The 19945-nt window shown below is 70.1% G+C and carries 19 protein-coding genes; 16 read left to right on the top strand and 3 right to left on the bottom strand.

What is annotated here, in order from left to right; all coding sequences use genetic code 11:
* The first annotated feature begins 146 nt into the window (after positions 1-146).
* On the top strand, positions 147-812 hold the full coding sequence (locus OG714_RS10205) for a hypothetical protein (protein ID WP_406120011.1): 666 nt from the start codon (positions 147-149) through the stop codon (positions 810-812).
* A gap of 53 nt (positions 813-865) precedes the next feature.
* Here OG714_RS10205 and OG714_RS10200 read toward each other — a convergent pair whose 3' ends face one another.
* On the bottom strand, positions 866-1627 hold the full coding sequence (locus OG714_RS10200; protein ID WP_406120010.1) for a cache domain-containing protein: 762 nt from the start codon (positions 1625-1627) through the stop codon (positions 866-868).
* A 39-nt stretch (positions 1628-1666) separates the two neighbouring features.
* Positions 1667-2392 (bottom strand): FadR/GntR family transcriptional regulator, encoded by a 726-nt coding sequence (locus OG714_RS10195; RefSeq protein WP_406131776.1) that lies wholly within the window; start codon positions 2390-2392, stop codon positions 1667-1669.
* Between the two features lie 131 nt (positions 2393-2523).
* On the opposite strand from OG714_RS10195, the gene OG714_RS10190 reads away from it, so the two are divergent.
* From OG714_RS10190 to OG714_RS10175, 4 genes are read left to right on the top strand one after another with little or no spacing between them, the layout of a single operon-like run.
* Positions 2524-3561 carry an ABC transporter ATP-binding protein gene (locus OG714_RS10190; protein WP_406120009.1) on the top strand — a complete coding sequence of 346 codons (1038 nt, stop codon included), beginning with the start codon at positions 2524-2526 and terminating at the stop codon, positions 3559-3561.
* A gap of 45 nt (positions 3562-3606) precedes the next feature.
* Positions 3607-4803, top strand: a complete 1197-nt coding sequence (locus tag OG714_RS10185) for an ABC transporter substrate-binding protein (RefSeq protein WP_406120008.1) — start codon at positions 3607-3609, stop codon at positions 4801-4803.
* A gap of 7 nt (positions 4804-4810) precedes the next feature.
* The gene (locus OG714_RS10180; protein ID WP_406120007.1) at positions 4811-5710 is read left to right on the top strand and encodes an ABC transporter permease; all 900 of its coding nucleotides are present in this window, start codon (positions 4811-4813) and stop codon (positions 5708-5710) included.
* Positions 5711-5746: 36 nt separating this feature from the next.
* On the top strand, positions 5747-6562 hold the full coding sequence (locus OG714_RS10175) for an ABC transporter permease (protein WP_406120006.1): 816 nt from the start codon (positions 5747-5749) through the stop codon (positions 6560-6562).
* A gap of 85 nt (positions 6563-6647) precedes the next feature.
* Here OG714_RS10175 and OG714_RS10170 read toward each other — a convergent pair whose 3' ends face one another.
* Positions 6648-8060 (bottom strand): aminopeptidase P family protein, encoded by a 1413-nt coding sequence (locus OG714_RS10170; RefSeq protein WP_406120005.1) that lies wholly within the window; start codon positions 8058-8060, stop codon positions 6648-6650.
* Positions 8061-8174: 114 nt separating this feature from the next.
* Here OG714_RS10170 and OG714_RS10165 point away from each other — a divergent pair, with 114 nt between their 5' ends.
* The 11 genes from OG714_RS10165 (at position 8175) to OG714_RS10115 (ending at position 19905) form a co-directional block, all read left to right on the top strand.
* A complete protein-coding gene (locus tag OG714_RS10165) occupies positions 8175-9335 on the top strand; it encodes an NAD(P)/FAD-dependent oxidoreductase (RefSeq protein WP_406120004.1) in 1161 nt (386 codons plus the stop codon).
* Positions 9332-9634: a (2Fe-2S)-binding protein gene (locus tag OG714_RS10160; RefSeq protein ID WP_406120003.1), complete on the top strand. Its 303-nt coding sequence runs from the start codon at positions 9332-9334 to the stop codon at positions 9632-9634. The genes OG714_RS10165 and OG714_RS10160 overlap by 4 nt, the downstream gene beginning before the upstream one ends.
* On the top strand, positions 9627-11102 hold the full coding sequence (locus OG714_RS10155) for an NAD(P)/FAD-dependent oxidoreductase (protein ID WP_406120002.1): 1476 nt from the start codon (positions 9627-9629) through the stop codon (positions 11100-11102). The genes OG714_RS10160 and OG714_RS10155 overlap by 8 nt, the downstream gene beginning before the upstream one ends.
* A 64-nt stretch (positions 11103-11166) precedes the next feature.
* A complete protein-coding gene (locus OG714_RS10150) occupies positions 11167-12063 on the top strand; it encodes a dihydrodipicolinate synthase family protein (protein WP_406131775.1) in 897 nt (298 codons plus the stop codon).
* A gap of 37 nt (positions 12064-12100) precedes the next feature.
* Positions 12101-13102 carry a proline racemase family protein gene (locus tag OG714_RS10145; RefSeq protein WP_406120001.1) on the top strand — a complete coding sequence of 334 codons (1002 nt, stop codon included), beginning with the start codon at positions 12101-12103 and terminating at the stop codon, positions 13100-13102.
* Positions 13103-13152: 50 nt separating this feature from the next.
* Positions 13153-13848 carry a GntR family transcriptional regulator gene (locus OG714_RS10140; protein ID WP_406120000.1) on the top strand — a complete coding sequence of 232 codons (696 nt, stop codon included), beginning with the start codon at positions 13153-13155 and terminating at the stop codon, positions 13846-13848.
* Between the two features lie 126 nt (positions 13849-13974).
* A complete protein-coding gene (locus tag OG714_RS10135; protein WP_365298307.1) occupies positions 13975-14973 on the top strand; it encodes a LacI family DNA-binding transcriptional regulator in 999 nt (332 codons plus the stop codon).
* 110 nt (positions 14974-15083) lie between these two features.
* Entirely contained in the window at positions 15084-16430 is a 1347-nt protein-coding gene (locus OG714_RS10130; protein ID WP_406119999.1) for an ABC transporter substrate-binding protein, read from the top strand.
* A gap of 4 nt (positions 16431-16434) precedes the next feature.
* On the top strand, positions 16435-17391 hold the full coding sequence (locus tag OG714_RS10125) for a carbohydrate ABC transporter permease (protein ID WP_406119998.1): 957 nt from the start codon (positions 16435-16437) through the stop codon (positions 17389-17391).
* Positions 17388-18263, top strand: a complete 876-nt coding sequence (locus tag OG714_RS10120) for a carbohydrate ABC transporter permease (RefSeq protein WP_406119997.1) — start codon at positions 17388-17390, stop codon at positions 18261-18263. The genes OG714_RS10125 and OG714_RS10120 overlap by 4 nt, the downstream gene beginning before the upstream one ends.
* A gap of 40 nt (positions 18264-18303) precedes the next feature.
* The gene (locus OG714_RS10115; protein ID WP_406119996.1) at positions 18304-19905 is read left to right on the top strand and encodes a glycoside hydrolase family 13 protein; all 1602 of its coding nucleotides are present in this window, start codon (positions 18304-18306) and stop codon (positions 19903-19905) included.
* Positions 19906-19945: the final 40 nt, after the last annotated feature.

Below are 19945 nucleotides of genomic sequence, written 5' to 3'. Positions count from 1 at the left end.
AACTCGCATCCAGGTCTCGCCACAACTGTGGCCAATTTCAGCCGTCAACAAGCATGAAATGCCACGATAGTTGACACGACTCGCGCCGGGGCAGCAGGATCAAGGCGCCGCGAGAAGGCCGCATAGGCAAGAGGGGTGACCTCCCGATGGCGTATCAGGCAGGTGGGCAGCGGTCCGCGCCGCGGCCCGTCCCCGAGAGTCCCGAGGCCCAGGCGTATCTGCTGGACTACGCCACGCTGTTGGAGGCCGTCACTTTTCCCTCCGTCGTCGTGGACCACCGCTGGGACGTGGTGTTGACCAACGGCGCGTTCAAGTCACTTTTCCGGGCGGTCGGCCCGCATCCGACGGCGATGCCGGGCGACAACTTCCTTCGCTTCGTACTCTTCCACCCCGACGCGAGCACCGTTCTCGGTCAGCACGAGTCGAGTTGGTGCCTGCCGATGCTGGCCCACTTCGCCGCCGCCGTGGAGAGTCACGGACACGACCACGGCCTCCAGGCGATCCGCCGCGACATCGCCCAGGACCCGATCATGGAGGCCGCCTACCGGCAGGGCCTGCCGCACTGGATCCGGGCGGTCGGCGAGGAGGCGGCCGTGGAGCACGACGGCGCGGTCCGCCCGCTGCTGCACCCCGACCCGCGCTGGGGTGCCACCGACTGCCGTGTCGTCGGCGAGACCCCCAAGACCCTTGAGAACATGGGCTATACGCGTCTGACACTGGTCCTGCGCGAGGCCCGCCGCACACCGCCGGCCAAGTTCCGCAGGGCGGGACGCGGCGCCGGACATCTGAGGGTGGTCCCCGCGGCCGAGTGAGGGCCGGCCCGGCCCGGAGCATCCCAACTCCTCACCCGGGCGGTCGAGTTCGGTCACCGCTCCGCGACGACCAGCACCAACGGCACCCCGTCGCACGGCACCAGTCGCGACCCCCGCGCATACCCCGCCCGGCCCGCCGCGAGCGCCTCGGCGAAGTCCGGTCCCTTGCTGAGCGAACCGACCAGGTGCCGGGGGTCGGTGGACGCGGCGACCCGGCCGCGCGCGTTCACCAGTCGGGCCGGGTCCGGCAGTTGGTGCAGCATCGGCATCACGGCCGCCTCGAAGTGCCGTAGGTACACGTCCGCCGCGGCCACCCCGGCGAACCGTCCCTCCATCAGGACCGGCGCGGACAGCGTGAGGCTGTACTCGTCCGAGCAGAGGTAGTCGACGTACGGCCCGGCGACCGCCCGCTCCCCGGTGTCGCGGGGCAGCGCGAACCAGTCCCAGTGCGTGTAGTCGGCGTACGCCGAGTGCTCGGGATCGAGGTCGAGCAGCAGCGGCCGTACGCCTCCGTCGGAGGTGGACTGCCACCACTCCAGCCATGCGGGTACGTCGCTCAGCAGGCCCGGCGCGGCGACGAAGCCGACGCCGGACACCAACTCGTGCCGGGCGAGCCGGAGATGGAGCCCCGGGCGCAGTGCGGCGAGGTCCACGGTCGCCGGGCGGCGACCCTGTGCGGCGACCTCGGCGAGCAGTGCCGTCGTGTCGGCGCGGGTGGTGGCCACGGCGTCGAACACGGACTCCAGAGCCGAGCGGACCCCGGCCGCGACGGACTGCTCGGGTGCCGTGGGTGGCGTTGCCGTCGCGAGGCTCATGCGTGCCCTCCAGCAGACGGGGAGCGGGCGCGGTGGCGGCTACAGGGCCAGCCGCTCGGCGAGGAGCCGCGCCGTCGATTCCTGCACGCACCGCTCGGCCAACTCCCTGGCCGAATCGTGGGCCCCATCTTGCACGGCCGAGATTACGGAGCGGTGACGGGCTGCGGCTTCTTCACGATATTCGTCGCTGCCGAGCACGAGACACAGCAGTGCGCCGACCTCGGTCTGCAACGCGACCTGTTCGCGGGTGAGCCGGGCGGACTGCGCGGCGGCGGCGAGCTCGACGTGGAAGCGGCCGTACATCCGGCCGCGTGCCGCCGCGTCCTCGGCCTGCGTCAACTCATCGGCCGTACGCCGGAGTTGGACGAGGTCCTCCGGCTCGGTGCGCTGGGCGGCGAGCCGGGCCGCGGTGCCGGACAGGGCCGCCCAGTGGTCGCCGAGGTCGCGCAGCTCCTCGGTGCTCCAGCCGCGCAGCCGGACCCTCAGCCGCTCCTCGCCCGGGACTTCGGGCAGCGACACGAAGCTGCCGCCGCCGCGCCCCCGGCGGGTGGTCACCAGCCCCTGCTGGCGCAGCGCCATCAGCGCCTCCCGCAGGGTCACCGTGGACACCCCGAGCTGCCCGGCGAGCTCGCTCTCGCCCGGCAGCTGCTCACCGTCGGAGAGCAGTCCGAGTTCGATGGCGTCCCCGAGCCTGCTGACGACGGCGTCGACCCGCGCCCGGTTGTCGACCGGGGCGAAGACGGCTTTCCGGGCGCCGCCGTTCATGTGCTGCTGCTGGTTCACGGCCACCACCTTGCACGTTGACTCAAGCTTTACCCTAAGGGGGTCTTGAGATTTGAACTATGACTTCATATGTTTCCGTGCAACGTTACAGAGCGCCAGAAAGGTTCCCGCCCATGGAGGGGATTGCGATCCGGCTGCGGGATCTGCGGAAATCGTTCGGGGACACGACCGCCGTGGCCGGGGTCGACCTGGAGATCAGGGACGGCGAGTTCTTCTCGATGCTCGGCCCGTCCGGCTCCGGCAAGACGACCGTGCTCCGCATGATCGCCGGTTTCGAGAGTCCCACCGGGGGCACCATCGAACTCGCCGGACAGGACGTCACCGGCCTCGCCCCCTTCGAGCGGGACGTCCACACCGTCTTCCAGGACTACGCCCTCTTCCCGCACATGACGGTCGAACAGAACGTCGCCTACGGCCTCAAGGTCCGCAAGGTCCCCAAAGCCGAACGGCTCGTGCGTGCCCGAAAGGCCCTCGCGGAAGTACGACTTGAGAGTTACGGCACCCGCCGCCCCGCCCAGCTCTCCGGCGGCCAGCGGCAACGCGTCGCCCTCGCCCGCGCCCTTGTCGGCCGCCCCCGCGTGCTGCTCCTCGACGAACCGCTCGGCGCCCTCGACCTGAAACTGCGCGAGCAGATGCAGGTCGAACTCAAGGCGCTCCAGCGGGAGGTGGGCATCACCTTCGTCTTCGTCACCCACGACCAGGAGGAGGCCCTGACGATGAGCGACCGCATCGCCGTCTTCAACGAGGGCCGCATCGAACAGACCGGCACCCCCGCCGAGGTCTACGAACGCCCCGCGACCCCCTTCGTCGCGTCCTTCGTCGGCACCTCCAACCTGCTGGAGGGCGAGTCCGCCCAGCGCGTCGTCGGCACCCCGGGCACCTACAGCATCCGGCCCGAGAAGATCCGCGTCCTCAAGGACTCCGCCGAACCCGGCGACCCGGACCACGAGAGCGCCGCCGGCACCGTCGCCGAGGTCGTCTACCTCGGGGACTCCACCCGCTTCCTCGTCGACCTCGACGCCGGCGGCCGGCTCACCGCACTCCAGCAGAACCTGGAGACCTCCGCCGAGGACGTCGCCGCCTACCGCGGCAGCCGGGTGCGACTGCAATGGCACCGGCGCCACACGGTGCACGTTCCCGACCCCCGCTGACCCCGTTCGCTCCTCCACCCATCTCCTTCACCCATGGAGAACGCCGTGCGTCTCACCCGAACCCTCCAGGTGGCGGCCTGTGCCGCCGTCCTGCTCGCCGCCACCGCCTGCGGCTCCTCCGACTCGGCAGGCAGCTCGTCCGGCGGCCTCAACCCCCCTGATCTGAAAGCCCAGTCGAAGCTCGGCAAGAGCGAGGGCGAGGTCAACCTGATCGCCTGGGCCGGCTATGTCGAGGACGGTTCCAACGACCCCAAGGTGAACTGGGTCGGCGACTTCGAGAAGCAGACGGGCTGCAAGGTCAACTCCAAGGTCGCCGCCAGCTCCGACGAGATGGTCAAGCTCATGAAGACCGGCGAGTACGACGCCGTCTCCGCCTCCGGCGACGCCTCCCTGCGCCTCATAGCCTCCGGTGACGCGGCCCCCGTCAACACGAACCTGGTCCCCAACTACAAGGACATCTTCCCGGACCTGAAGCTCCAGGCCTGGAACTCGGTCAAGGGCAAGGCCTACGGCATCCCGCACGGCCGCGGCGCCAACCTGCTGATGTACAACACCCAGAAGGTCACACCCGCCCCGACCTCCTGGGCCGCCGTCTTCGACGACGCCTCCAAGTACAAGGGCCACGTCACGGCGTACGACTCGCCGATCTACATCGCCGACGCGGCCCTCTATCTCAAGGCCACCAAGCCCGAGTTGAGGATCAAGGACCCCTACGCGCTCGACCAGAAGCAGTTCGACGCGGCCGTCGCCCTGCTGAAGAAGCAGAACGCGGACATCGGCGAGTACTGGAGCGACTACCTCAAGGAGATCTCCGCCTTCAAGAGCGGCGACTCCGTGGTCGGCACCACCTGGCAGGTCATCGCCAACCTCACCGCCGACGAGGGCGCCAGGATCAAGGCCTTCGTGCCCAAGGAGGGTTCGACCGGCTGGTCCGACACCTGGATGATCTCCGCCAAGGCCAAGCACCCCAACTGCGCCTACCAGTGGCTCAACTGGATCGTCTCGCCGAAGGTCAACGCCCAGGTCGCCGAGTACTTCGGCGAGGCCCCCGCCAACTCCAAGGCGTGCGCCGAGACCAGCGACAAGAGCTTCTGCACCACCTACCACGCGGCCGACACCGCGTACTGGAAGAACATCGCCTTCTGGAACACGCCCATCGAGCAGTGCCTCGACGGCCGTACGGACGTGAAGTGCGTGCCGTACGCCAAGTGGGTGCAGGCCTGGACCGAGATCAAGGGCTGACACCGACATGACCGTCACCGCGCAGGCCGCCGGACGCCCCGCACCGGGCCCCGTCCGGCGGCTCGCCGGGATGCTGCACCGCCGGCCCCGGCTGCGGCTCTCCCTGCTGCTCACCGCACCGCTGCTGTGGCTCGCCGTGCTCTATCTCGGTTCCCTGAGCGTGCTGTTCGTCTCCGCGTTCTGGACGACGGACTCCTTCACCTCCGAGGTGGTGAAGGTCTGGTCGACCGACAACTTCCACGAGCTGTTCACGGTGCCCGTGTACCGGCAGGTCATCCTGCGCAGCATCGGCGTCGCGCTCTCCGTCACGGTCCTGTGCGCCGTGATCGCGTTCCCGCTCGCCTTCTACACGGCCCGCGTCGCCAAGCCGCGGTGGCGCCCGCTGCTCGTGGTCGCCATCCTCACCCCGCTGTGGGCCAGTTACCTGGTCAAGGTGTACGCGTGGCGGCTCATCCTGTCCCAAGGCGGCCTGGCCGACTGGATGTTGAAGCCGTTCGGCCTCAGCGGACCGGGGTTCGGACTCCCCGCCACGGTCCTCACCCTGACGTACCTCTGGCTGCCGTACATGGTCCTGCCGATCCACACCGCGCTGGAGCAGCTGCCCGCCAACCTCCTCGACGCCTCAGCTGACTTGGGCGCACGGGCCGGGCGGACCTTCCGGTCGGTCGTGCTGCCGATGGTGCTGCCGTCCGTCGCCGCCGGCTCGATCTTCACCTTCTCGCTCAGCCTCGGCGACTACATCACCGTGCAGATCGTCGGCGGCAAGACCCAGCTCATCGGCAACCTCGTCTACTCCAACATCGAACTCAACCTGCCCATGGCCGCCGCCCTCGGCACCGTCCCCGTCGTCGTCATCGTGGTGTACCTGTTCGCGATGCGCCGCACGGGCGCGCTCAGCAGCCTGTAAGGCACTCTCGACCGCCTCTGAAGGGGGTGACATGTCATGCGGCTCTCCCGTTCCGCGCGTATCGCCCTGCGCGTGGCCGCCGGTTTCGGCTTCGCGGTGATCTACGTCCCGCTCCTGCTCGTCCTCGTCAACTCCCTCAACCCGGACCGCAGCGCGAGCTGGCCGCCGTCCACCCTGACCCTGCACTGGTGGTCGGTCGCCTGGCAGAACTCCGGTGCCCGCGCCGCCCTTTGGGTCTCGGTGAAGGCCGGCCTCGGCGCCACCGCCATCGCCCTGGTGCTCGGCACGCTGATCGCGTTCGCCGTGGCCCGGTACCGCTTCTTCGGCCGCGACGCCATCTCCTTCGTCGTCGTCCTGCCGATCGCGCTGCCCGGCATCGTCACGGGCATCGCCCTCAACTCGGCGTTCAGCACGGTACTTGAGCCGCTCGGCGTGGGCCTCGGCCTGTTCACGGTGATCGTCGGACACGCCACCTTCTGCATCGTCGTCGTCTTCAACAACGTCGTCGCCCGCCTCCGGCGCACCTCCGGGTCGTACGAGGAAGCCGCGATGGACCTGGGCGCCGACACCTTCCGCGCCTTCGTCGACGTCACCTTCCCGCTGGTGCGCTCGGCGCTCCTCGCGGGCGGACTGCTCGCGTTCGCGCTGTCCTTCGACGAGATCGTGGTGACCACGTTCACCGCCGGACCCGGCATCGAGACCCTCCCGATCTGGATCTTCAACAACATGACCCGGCCCCAACAGGCCCCCGTCGTCAACGTGGTGGCCGCGGTACTCGTCCTGCTCTCCGTGCTCCCGATCTACGTCGCCCAGCGCCTGTCCGCCGACACGGCCACCACGAGCCGCGTCTGACGACGACCGATTCACCCGGGCGACCCGGTGGCGCCCGTGCCTGACGACTGGTCACCCCGCCTGCCCGGGTGACCAGTCGACGTACTCAGCCCGCGAACTCCCGCATCCAAGCCTCGACTTCGTCGGCCGAGCGCGGCAGCCCCGCCGACAGGTTCTCGTAACCGTCCGCCGTCACCAGCAGATCGTCCTCGATCCGGACGCCGATGCCCCGCCATTCCGCCGGCACCGTCAGATCGTCGGGCTGGAAGTACAGGCCCGGTTCGACGGTGAGCACCATCCCGGGTTCGAGGACCCCGTCCACGTACTCCTCGCCGCGCGCCCGGGCGCAGTCGTGGACGTCGAGCCCGAGCATGTGCCCGGTGCCCGCCATCGTGAACCGCCGTTGCAGCGACAGCTCGTACGCCCGCTCGGCCGGCCCCTCGATGAAGCCCCACTCCACGAGCCGCTCGACCAGCGACCGTTGGGCCGCCTCGTGGAAGTCCCGGTAGTGAGCGCCCGGCTTCACCGCCGCCATGCCGGCCTCCTGGGCCTCGAACACCGCGTCGTAGACCGTGCGTTGGACCGGGGAGAACGTGCCGTTGATGGGGAGGGTGCGGGTGACGTCGGCGGTGTAGAGGCTGTGTGTCTCGACTCCCGCGTCCAGCAGGAGGAGTTCACCGGGGCGGACCGGGCCGTCGTTGTCGGTCCAGTGCATGATCGTGGCGTGCTCACCGGCGGCGCAGATCGAGCCGTAACCGACGTGGTTGCCCTCGACGCGGGCCCGGCGGAAGAACGTGCCCTCGATCCAGCGCTCCGACGTGGCGACCGCCTGTGACAACTCCCGTACGACATCGGTGAATCCGCGCACCGTGGAGTCGACGGCCCGGCGCATCTCGCCGATCTCCCACGCGTCCTTGACCAGCCGCAGCCCGGAGACGGCCGACTCGAACTCGTCGTCCCGCTCCTCGTCGGTGTCGAGCGCCGCGTCCAGGGCCGGGTCGACGCCGCGGACGATGCGGGTGGGTGTCCCGGAGGCCTTCGCCAGGTCCTCGGCGATCGTCCGGATGTCACGGCAGGGCAGCCCGAGCACCAGCGCCGACTCGGCGAGCGAGCGGCGGCGGCCCATCCACAGCTCGGCGGTGTAGCCGGTCCAGAACTCGTCGGTGTCCCGGCTGTCGCGGGGGAGCTGGTAGCAGTGCGCGTCGTGGCCGCCGTCGGGGCGGGGCTCCAGGACCAGGGCACCGTCGCGCGCCTGGTCGCCGGTGAGATGCACATAGCCGGAGTACGGGCGGAACGGGTGGTGGTCGTCGTTCGAGCGGATCAGGAGGTTCCCGGACGGCACGACCAGGCGCTCGCCCGGGAAGAGCGCGGACAGCGCGGCCCGGCGGCGCGCCGCGTGCGGCGCCTGCTCGGTCGGCTCCAGATCCGTGCGCTCGGTGTCGGCCCAGCCGGTCCGCATCAGGGCGGACAGCTCGTCGGAGATTCCTCGGTACAGACCGTTCTTTCGGCCCTTGGCCACGTCGGGCACCTCTTCCGTGTGTGATGGCGTGTGTCATATGGCGTGTGTCATGACGTGTGTCGTGACGCGCGCGATGACATTCCCAGCTAGAGAGACATGTGACATAGTACTGCTGTGAGCAAGCGACTGACCTGCGATGTCGTGGTCGTCGGAGCCGGAATGGTGGGCGCGGCCTGCGCCCTCTACGCGGCCCGGGCGGGCCTCGACGTCATCATCGTGGACCGCGGCCCGGTCTCCGGCGGGACGACCGGCGCCGGCGAGGGCAACCTGCTCGTCTCCGACAAGGAGCCGGGCCCGGAACTCGACCTCGCCCTCCTCTCCGGCCGCCTGTGGGCACAACTTGCGGAGGAACTCGGGGAGTTCGTCGAGTACGAGGCGAAGGGCGGCCTAGTCGTGGCCTCCACGCCGGACGGGCTCGCCGCGCTGGAACGGTTCGCCGACGAGCAGCGTGCCGCCGGAGTCGTCGCCGAACCGGTCGACGCCGACGTCCTCCACGACCTCGAACCCCACCTCGCCCCCGGCCTCCCTGGTGGCGTCTACTACCCCCAGGACTGCCAGGTGATGCCCGCCCTGGCCGCCGCCCACCTCGTCCGGGTCTCGGGCGCCCGCCTGCTCACCGGCCGTACGGTGACGGACGTACTCCTCAAGGCGGATGGAACGGTCCACGGCGTCCGCACCGACCGGGGCGACATCCTCGCCCCCGCGGTCGTGAACGCCGCCGGCACCTGGGGCGGTGAACTCGCCGCCCTCGCCGGAGTCACCCTCCCCGTCCTCCCGCGCCGCGGCTTCGTCCTCGTCACCGAACCGCTGCCCCGCCTGGTCCGCCACAAGGTGTACGCCGCCGACTACGTGGCCGACGTGGCCAGCGACTCGGCCGCCCTGCAGACCTCGCCCGTCGTGGAGGGCACGGCCGCGGGACCGATCCTGATCGGCGCGAGCCGCGAACGCGTCGGTTTCGACCGGGAGTTCTCGCTGCCGGTCGTACGGGCGCTGGCGGCGGGCGCGACGAAACTGTTCCCGTTCCTGTCCGACGTCCACGCGATGCGCTCCTACCTCGGCTTCCGCCCGTACATGCCGGACCACCTGCCCGCCATCGGCCCCGACCCCCGGGTCCCCGGACTCGTCCACGCCTGCGGCCACGAGGGTGCGGGCATCGGACTCGCCACCGGCACTGGGCACTTGATCGCCCAACTGCTCGGCGGCAAGACCCCGGACCTCGACCCGGCACCCTTTCGACCCGACCGTTTCCCCGAGTTCCCCGAGGAGGACGCGTGAACTCCCCACTGGACCTCGCCGACGCCCACCCGGGCGCGGCCTTCACGGTCACCCTCGACGGCCGCGCGATCGAGGCCCTCCCCGGCCAGACCGTCGCCGCCGCACTGTGGACGGCGGGCGTGACGTCCTGGCGCACCACCCGGGGCGAGGGCCGTCCTCGCGGCGTCTTCTGCGGGATCGGCGTCTGCTACGACTGCCTCGTCACCGTCAACGACCGCCCGAACCAACGGGCTTGCCTGGTGCCTGTGCACCCGGGAGACGCCATCCGTACGCAGGAGGGGACGGGTCACGATGGCTGACGACCGACCGCACCTCGCGGTGATCGGCGCGGGCCCGGCGGGGCTCGCCGCCACGGTCGCCGCCGCGGCCCACGGCGTCCGCGTCACCCTGATCGACTCGGCGGCGCGGGCGGGCGGCCAGTTCTACCGACAGCCCGCCGCCGGACTGAACGCCGGACGCCCGCAGGCCCTGCACCACCAGTGGCGGACGTGGCAGCGGCTCAGTGACGCCCTCGCGGAACACGTGGAGGCGGGCCGCGTAACGCACTTGACGGAACATCATGTGTGGCTGGTGGAACGGCGGTTGAGTCGGGAGGCCGGTACGCCCGGCGGCGGTGGCCCGCGCGACGCCTTCACCGTGCACGCCCTTCAGGGCCCCCAACAGGAGGCCCCGGCAGAGGTACGCGCCGACGCCGTCCTCCTCGCCACCGGCGGCTACGAGAAGGTCCTCCCGTTCCCCGGCTGGACCCTCCCCGGAGTCCTCACCGCGGGCGGCGCCCAGGCCATGCTCAAGGGCACTCTCGCCGTCTCCGGCCGCACCGCCGTGGTCGCCGGCACCGGACCGCTCCTCCTCCCGGTGGCAACAGGCCTCGCGGCAGCCGGTGTCGAGGTGGCCGCGCTCGTCGAGTCCACCGACCCCAAGGCGTTCGTACGACGGACCCGTGCGCTCGCCGCGCAGCCCGGCAAGGTCGCCGAGGGCGCCCAGTACGCGGCCCAACTCCTTCGCCACCGCGTCAGGTTGCTCACCCGGCACACCGTCGTGGAGGCACACGGCGACGAGCGGCTGGAGGCGGTGACCGTCGCCGCACTCGACGCCGACGGGCGCGTCCGGCCCGGCACCGGACGCCGTATCGCTTGCGACACCCTCGCGGTCGGCCACGGCATGCTTCCGCACACCGACCTCGCGGAGACCCTGGGTTGTGGACTCGACGGACTCGACGCGCGGGTCGACGACGAGCAGCGCACCGACGTCCCCGGCGTCTGGGCGGCGGGCGAGACCACCGGTATCGGCGGCGCGGCGCTCTCCCTCGCCGAGGGCCACATCGCGGGACGCTCCGCCGCCGCGCGCCTCAACGGCACCGAACCCGACCCGCGTTCGTGGGCGCCGGCCGCCAAGTCCCGTACGAGACTGCGGGAGTTCTTCGCCGCGCTCGACACCGTGTACGCGCCGCCCGCGCGGTGGACCGACCTCGTCACCGACGACACCGTGGTCTGCCGCTGCGAGGAGGTCACCGGGGGAGCGATCCGCGAGGCCGTGGACGGGCTCGGCGCCGGTGACGTCCGCACCGTGAAGCTGCTGACACGGGCCGGGATGGGCTGGTGCCAGGGGCGGATGTGCGGGCCCGCGGTCGCGGGGTTGGCCGGGTGCGAACTCACCCCGTCCCGGCGCCCGTTCGCGCGGCCCGTGCCGCTCGGGGTACTGGCCCGCGCCGGAGAGTCCGAGGCCGGCCTGCCGACCGCCGCACCACCTGACGTCCTGCCCGACTGACTGGCCGTACGCATTGTCCGCCGGTGAAATGTCACACCCTATTGAGATGGGACCCCAACCGCACATGACCACCACCCCGAACCGCCCCTGGCGCGGCGTCCTCGTCGCCACCGCGCTCCCGCTGACCGACGAACTCGCCGTCGACCACGACAAGTTCGCCGAACACTGCGCCTGGCTGGTCGACAACGGCTGCGACGGCGTCGTACCGAACGGCTCGCTCGGCGAGTACCAGGTGCTCACGCCCGAGGAGCGCGCCAAGGTCGTCGAGACGGCCGTCGCCGCGATCGGCGGCGCGCGCGTGATGCCCGGTGTCGCCGCCTACGGCTCCGCCGAGTCCCGCCGCTGGGCCGAGCAGGCCCGTGACGCCGGCTGCGCCTCCGTGATGCTGCTGCCGCCCAACGCGTACCGCGCCGACGAGCGTTCGGTCCTCGCGCACTACGCGGAGGTCGCGAAGGCGGGCGTGCCGATCGTGGCGTACAACAACCCCATCGACACCAAGGTCGACCTGGTGCCCGAACTGCTCGCGAAGCTGCACGGCGAGGGGTACATCCACGCCGTCAAGGAGTTCTCCGGCGACGTCCGCCGTGCCTACCAGCTCGCCGAACTCGCCCCGGGACTGGACCTGTTGATCGGCGCCGACGACGTCCTGCTGGAGCTCGCGCTCGCGGGTGCGAAGGGCTGGGTGGCCGGTTACCCGAACGCGCTGCCCGCCGCGTCCGTCGAGCTGTACCACGCGGCCGTCGGCGGCGACCTGGCCACGGCGAAGAAGCTGTACGAGCAGCTGCACCCGCTCCTGCGCTGGGACTCGAAGGTGGAGTTCGTGCAGGCCATCAAGCTGTCCATGGACATCGTCGGCCGGCACGGCGGTCCCGTACGCCCGCCGCGCGTTCCCCTGCTGCCCGAGCAGGAGGCCGTCGTGCGTGCCGCCACCGAGAAGGCGGTCGCGGCCGGACTCGCGTAAGTACCCTCGCATCGGCATCGATCCACCAGGGAGCGTCATGCGCAGCAATCTCGTCCTGCACGCCGTCGACTCGCACACCGAGGGCATGCCCACCCGCGTGATCACCGGCGGCATCGGCACGATCCCCGGTGCGACCATGAACGAGCGGCGGCTGTACTTCCGCGAACACCGCGACCAGATCCGGCAGTTCCTGATGAACGAGCCGCGCGGCCATTCCGCGATGAGCGGCGCGATCCTCCAGCCGCCCACCCGACCCGACTGCGACTGGGGCGTCGTCTACATCGAGGTCTCCGGCTATCTGCCGATGTGCGGGCACGGCACGATCGGCGTGGCCACCGTGCTCGTCGAGACGGGCATGGTCGAGGTCGTCGAGCCGGTCACCACGATCCGGCTCGACACCCCGGCCGGACTCGTCGTCGCCGAAGTCGCCGTCGAGAACGGCGCCGCGAAGAACGTCACCCTCAAGAACGTCCCGTCGTTCTCCGTCGGCCTGGACCGCAAGATCACCCTCGCCGACGGGCGGACGGTGACATACGACATGGCGTACGGCGGCAACTTCTACGCCATCCTGCCGCTGGACCAGTTCGAGCTGCCCTTCGACCGGGCCCGCAAGGACGACATCATCAAGGCGGGCCTGTCCCTCATGGAGGCGATCAACGAGAGCGACGAGCCCGTCCATCCCGAGGACGACTCCATCCGCGGCTGCCATCACGTCCACCTGTACGCGCCCGGCGCGACCGCACGGCACTCCCGGCACGCGATGGCGATCCACCCCGGCTGGTTCGACCGCTCGCCCTGCGGCACGGGCACCAGCGCGCGCATGGCGCAGCTCCACGCGCGCGGTGAACTCCCGCTGCACACCGAGTTCGTGAACGAGTCCTTCATCGGCACCGAGTTCACCGGACGGCTCCTCGACACCACCGAGGTCGCCGGCATCCCCGCCGTCCTGCCCAGCTTCACCGGTCGTGCCTGGATCACCGGCACCGCCCAGTACCTGCTCGATCCCGCCGACCCGTTCCCGGGCGGATTCATCCTCTAGACCGGGGATAATGGCCGGTCACGCGTGACATTGCACGACTAGGAGATTCGATGGCCGTCCAGCGAGCCAGCGCCCCGCCCACCGCCGCTCCGGATCTGCCCACGCTGGGCGGCAAGAAGAGCAGCTACCGCGAGCGGGTCGTCGACGCCCTGCGGGCCGCGATGATCGCGGGGGAGCTGCGGCCGGGCGAGGTGTACTCCGCGCCGACGCTCGCCGCCCGCTTCGGCGTCTCGGCGACCCCGGTGCGCGAGGCCATGCTGGACCTGGCCAAGGAGGGGCTGGTCGACACCGTCCCGAACAAGGGGTTCCGGGTCACCGCGGTCTCCGAGAGGCAGCTCGACGAGTACACCCACATCCGCGCGCTGATCGAGATCCCCACGGTGGTGGGGCTGGCCGAGACCGCCGACCCCGTCTCGCTGGAGGCGCTGCGTCCGGCCGCCCGGGAGATCGTCGGCGCGGCCGTGGCCGGTGACCTCATCGCGTACGTCGAGGCCGACACCCGCTTCCACCTCGGCCTGCTCGCGCTGGCCGGCAACGCCCACCTCGTCGAGGTCGTCGGTGATCTGCGGGGGCGTTCCCGTCTCTACGGGCTGACCGCCCTGGTCAAGGCAGGGCGGCTGCTGGCCTCCGCGCAGGAGCATCTGGAGCTCCTGGACGCGCTGTTGGACCGTGACAAGGGGGCCGTGCGTGAGATCATGACCCGGCACCTGGGACACGTCCGCGGTCTGTGGGCCGCCCACGACTGACCGGTGTCGGCGCTGGCACCGGCACCGGGAGTCGTGAGGAGTCGCGAGCGGCAGGAGTCGTGATCGACTTCATCCGACCACCCCGTAACGCAAACCACTTGCGTATCTTGCGCTATTCTTGCGCACATGACGCGACGACTTGCTGAGGTGGCGAAGAAGGTCGGGGTCAGCGAGGCCACGGTCAGCCGGGTGCTCAACGGCAAACCCGGAGTCTCCGAGCCCACCCGGCAGGCGGTCCTGTCGGCCCTGGATGTTCTCGGCTACGAGCGGCCCACCCAACTGCGCGGTGAACGCGCGCGGTTGGTGGGGCTGGTGCTGCCCGAGCTGCAGAACCCCATCTTCCCAGCCTTCGCCGAGGTGATCGGCGGCGCGCTCGCCCAACTCGGCCTGACCCCGGTGCTGTGCACCCAGACCAAGGGCGGGGTCTCCGAGGCCGACTACGTGACGCTGCTGCTCCAACAGCAGGTCTCCGGCGTCGTGTTCGCCGGCGGGCTCTACGCGCAGGCGGACGCGCCGCACGACCACTACCGGCTGCTCGCCGAGCGCAACATCCCGGTCGTCCTGGTCAACGCGGCCATCGACCACCTCGGTTTCCCCGCCGTGTCCTGCGACGACGCGGTCGCCGTCGAGCAGGCCTGGCGGCACCTCGCCTCCCTCGGCCACGAGCGCATCGGGCTCGTCCTCGGCCCCGCCGACCACATGCCGTCCGCACGGAAGCTGGCCGCCGCGCGGGCCCTCGCGACCGACCTGCCCGACGAGTTCGTCGCCCGCGCGATCTTCTCCATCGAGGGCGGTCACGCCGCGGCCTCCCGGCTCATCGACCGGGGCGTCACCGGCATCATCTGCGCCAGCGACCCCCTCGCCCTGGGTGCGGTAAGGGCCGCCCGCCGCAAGGGACTTGACGTCCCGTCACAGATCTCCGTCGTCGGTTACGACGACTCCGCCTTCATGAACTGCACCGAGCCCCCGCTGACCACCGTCCGCCAGCCCATCGAGGCCATGGGCCGGGCCGCCGTGGAGCTGCTGAACTCACAGGTCGGCGGCACCGCCGTACCGGCCGAAGAGCTGCTCTTCGAACCGGAATTGGTAGTGCGTGGTTCCACCGCGCAAGCCCCGCGCGGCTGAGCGTCAGCGCGCTGTCGAATAATTACAGATTCTGCGCGACATCTTGCGGACAGGTGTCGGCGGTGCTTGAGTGTGCGGCGCCCACCGCTCCTGCCCAGAGGGGTCCACCGATGAGAAGCACCGGGTTCCGCCGCACCTTCGCCGCGATCGGCGTCTGTTCTCTCGCGCTCACTGCCTCCGCCTGCGGGTCCGGCGACGACTCGGCGAGCGGCAAGACACGCATCACGGTCAACTGCGAGCCGCCCAAGAGCGCCAAGGTCGACCGCAAGTTCTTCGACTCCGATGTCGCGGCCTTCGAGAAGAAGAACCCGGACATCGACGTCGTCACCCACGACGCGTTCCCCTGCCAGGACCCGAAGACCTTCGACGCCAAACTCGCCGGCGGCCAGATGGAGGACGTGTTCTACACGTACTTCACCGACGCCAAGCACGTCGTCGACATCAACCAGGCCGCCGATCTCACGCCGTACATCAAGGAGTTGAAGAGTTACGACACGCTGCAGAAGCAGCTGCGTGACATCTACACCGTCGACGGCAAGATCTACGGCATTCCGCGCACCGGCTACTCGATGGGCCTGATCTACAACCGCAAGCTCTTCCAGCAGGCCGGCCTCGACCCCGACAAGGCGCCGACGACCTGGGCCGAGGTCCGCGCCGACGCCAAGAAGATAGCCGCGCTCGGCAACGGCACCATCGGCTACGCCGACTACAGCGCCCAGAACCAAGGGGGTTGGCACTTCACCGCCGAGATGTACTCGCAGGGCGGCGACGTCGTCAGCGCCGACGGCAAGAAGGCCACCATCGACACGCCTCAGGGCCACGCCGTCCTGCAGAACCTGCACGACATGCGCTGGACCGACAACTCGATGGGCAGCAAGCAGCTCCTGGTCATCAACGACGTGCAGCAGCTGATGGGTTCGGGCAAGCTCGGCATGTACCTCTCCGCGCCGGACAACATCCCGATCCTGGTCAAGGAGAAGGGCGGCAACTACGACGACCTCGCCCTCGGCCCGATGCCCGGCGGCCAGGGCACGCTCATCGGCGGCGACGGCTACATGTTCAACAAGAACGACACGCCCGCCCAGATCCGCGCCGGCCTCAAGTGGCTCGACAGCATGTTCCTCACCCCGGGCAGCGGCTTCCTCGGCGACTACGCCCGCGCCAAGAAGGCCAACGCGCCCGTCGGACTGCCCGAACCGCGCCTGTTCACCGGCGCCGCCGACGCCAAGGACCAGCAGGTCAAGAAGGCCAACTCCAATGTCCCGGTGGCGAATTACCAGGCCTTCCTCGACGGCAACCAGTCCCTCCAGATGAAGATCGAGCCGCCGGACGCCCAGCAGATCTACTCCGTCCTCGACTCGGCCGTCTCCGCCGTCCTCACCAAGAAGGACGCGAACATCGACCAACTTCTCAAGGACGCCTCCGGAAAGATCGACGGCATCCTGGCCCGGGGCTGACCCGATGACCCGGACGGCCACCCGGAGTCCCGCCCGGACGACGGCGGTACGACAGGTCGAGGCGCCGCCCCCGGCAGGGGGCCGGGGGCGGCGCCGCCTCCTCGACCAGGCCCGCGCCTACGCCTTCCTCATCGGCGGCCTGATCTGCTTCGCCCTGTTCTCCTGGTACCCGGCGATCCGCGCGGTCGTGATCGCCTTCCAGAAGTACACGCCCGGCTCCTCGCCCGAGTGGGTCGGCACCGCCAACTTCACCCGCGTCTGGCACGACCCCGAGTTCACCGCGGCCTGGCGCAACACCCTCGTCTTCACTCTGCTGGCCCTGCTCGTCGGCTTCGCGATCCCCTTCGTACTCGCCCTGGTCCTCAACGAGTTGAGGCACTGGAAGGCCTTCTTCAGGATCGTCGTCTACCTCCCGGTGATGATCCCGCCGGTCGTCACCGCCCTGCTGTGGAAGTGGTTCTACGACCCGGGAGCCGGCCTAGCCAACGAGGCGCTGCGCTTCCTGCACCTGCCCACCTCGAACTGGTCCAACGGCACCGACACCGCCCTCATCTCCCTTGTCATCGTGGCCACTTGGGCCAACATGGGCGGCACCGTCCTGATCTACCTCGCCGCACTCCAGTCCATCCCGGGCGAGCTGTACGAGGCCGCCGAACTCGACGGCGCGAGCCTCCTGCAACGTGTCCGGTACGTGACGATCCCTCAGACCCGCTTCGTCATCCTGATGCTGATGCTCCTTCAGATCATCGCCACGATGCAGGTCTTCACCGAACCGTTCGTCATCACCGGAGGCGGACCGGAGAACGCCACCGTCACCGTGCTCTACCTGATCTACAAATACGCCTTCCTCTACAACGACTTCGGCGGCGCCTGCGCGCTCAGCGTGATGCTCCTCGTGCTGCTCGGCGTCTTCTCGGCCCTCTATCTGCGGCTGACCCGCTCCGGAGAGGACGACCTGTGACCACCCGCACGCTGCTCTCCCCGGCGACCCTCGCCCGGCCGCGCGGAAAGGCCGTCTACTGGACGGTGTTCACCGGCGTCGTCGTGCTCTTCGCGCTCGCCTTCCTCTTCCCCGTCTACTGGATGGTCACCGGCGCCATGAAGTCGCCGGACGAGGTCGCGCAGACCCCGCCCACGATCATCCCCAAGCACTGGCAGCTCAGCGGCTACACCGATGCCTGGGACCTGATGCAGCTCCCGGAACACCTGTGGAACACGGTCGTCCAGGCCGCCGGCGCCTGGATCTTCCAGCTCGTTCTGTGCACGGCCGCCGCCTACGCCCTGTCCAAACTGAAGCCCGCCTACGGCAAGTTGATCCTCGGCGGCATCCTGGCGACGCTGATGGTCCCGGCCCAGGCACTGGTCGTACCGAAGTACCTGACCGTCGCCGATCTCCCGCTGATCCACACCAGCCTGCTGAACGACCCGCTGGGCATCTGGCTGCCGGCCGTCGCCAACGCCTTCAACCTGTATCTCCTCAAGCGGTTCTTCGACCAACTCCCGCGCGACATCCTGGAAGCCGCCGAGATCGACGGCGCCGGGAAACTCCGCGTCCTGTGGTCCATCGTGCTGCCCATGTCCCGCCCGGTCCTCGGCGTCGTGTCGATCTTCGCGCTCGTCGCCGTGTGGCAGGACTTCCTGTGGCCGCTGATGGTCTTCTCCGACACCGACAAACAGCCGATCAGCGTGGCACTCGTCCAGCTGTCCCAGAACATCCAACTGACCGTGCTCATCGCCGCGATGGTGATCGCGAGCATCCCCATGGTCGCGATGTTCCTGGTCTTCCAGCGGCACATCATCGCCGGGATCAGCGCGGGCAGCACGAAGGGCTGACACCGCCCCCTTCGACGCCCCCGACAGAAAGGCCAGCACCGTGGGACAGCCCACCCATGCCCAGAGCCAGGACGACTGGTGGCGCTCCGCCGTCATCTACCAGGTGTACGTCCGCAGCTTCGCGGACGGCGACGGCGACGGCACCGGCGACCTCGCGGGCGTCCGCTCCCGACTGCCGTATCTCGCCGAACTCGGCGTGGACGCCCTGTGGTTCAACCCCTGGTACCTGTCACCGATGAAGGACGGCGGCTACGACGTCGCCGACTACCGCGCCATCGACCCGGCCTTCGGATCGCTCGCCGAGGCGGAGAAACTCATCGCCGAGGCACGGGAGCTGGGCATCCGCACGATCGTCGACATCGTGCCGAACCATGTCTCCGACCAGCACCCGTGGTTCCGTGCCGCCCTCGCCGGCGGCCCCGAACGCGAACTGTTCCACTTCCGCCCCGGACGCGGCGCGCACGGTGAACTCCCGCCCAACGACTGGCCGTCGCAGTTCGCCGGCTCCACCGAACCCGTGTGGACCCGCCTTCCCGACGGCGACTGGTACCTCCACCTGTTCACCCCCGAACAGCCCGACCTCAACTGGGCCCACCCGGCGGTGCGTCAGGAGCACGAGGACATCCTGCGCTTCTGGTTCGAGCGCGGTGTCGAAGGCGTCCGCATCGACTCGGCGGCGCTGCTCGCCAAGGATCCTGCACTGCCCGACTTCGTCGAGGGCCGCGACCCCAACCCCTTCGTGGACCGCGACGAACTCCACGACATCTACCGCTCCTGGCGGGCCGTCGCCGACGAGTACGGCGCCGTCTTCGTCGGCGAGGTCTGGCTCCCCGACACCGAACGCTTCGCCCGCTATCTGCGCCCCGACGAACTGCACACCGCCTTCAACTTCGCCTTCCTGTCCTGCCCCTGGGACCCGGAGCGACTGCGCACGTCCATCGACGAGACCCTCGCCGAGCACGCCCCGATCGGCGCGCCCGCCACCTGGGTGCTGTGCAACCACGACGTGACCCGCACGGTCACCCGCTACGGCCGCGCCGACACCGGCTTCGACTTCGCCACCAAGGCCTTCGGCACCCCGACCGACCTCGCGCTCGGCACCCGGCGCGCCAGGGCGGCGGCGCTGCTGTCGCTGGCCCTGCCCGGAGTGGTCTACCTCTACCAGGGGGAGGAGCTGGGGCTGCCCGAGGTCGAGCTGCCGGTCGACCGCATACAGGATCCGATGTACCTCCGGTCCGGTGGCACCGACCCCGGCCGCGACGGCTGCCGGGTGCCGCTGCCGTGGGCCGAGGGGGCGCCGTACGCGGGCTTCGGTTCGCGCGGTGAGCCGTGGCTGCCACAGCCGGCCGGCTGGACATCGTATGCGGTCGACCGTCAGCAGCGGACGGTCGACTCCATGCTCAACCTCTACCGCGAGGCGATCCGCCTCCGGCCGGTCTTCGGCGACGGCCCCCTCACCTGGCTGCCCGCCCCCGAAGGCGTCCTCTCCTTCGCCCGCGCGGAGGGCGTGATCTGCGTGGTCAACCTCGCCGACGCGCCCGCCGACCTCCCCACCCACACCCGACTCCTGCTGACCAGCGGCCCCCTGGACGACCAGGGACGCCTGCCGCGGGACACGGCCGCCTGGCTGCACACCGCATAGCCGGCCGGCCCCCGGCCGTCACCCTGCATCCGCTATCCCC

Source organism: Streptomyces sp. NBC_00989 (assembly GCF_045162655.1).
Classification (GTDB): domain Bacteria; phylum Actinomycetota; class Actinomycetes; order Streptomycetales; family Streptomycetaceae; genus Streptomyces.
This window is presented reverse-complemented; position numbering and strand designations above follow the sequence as displayed.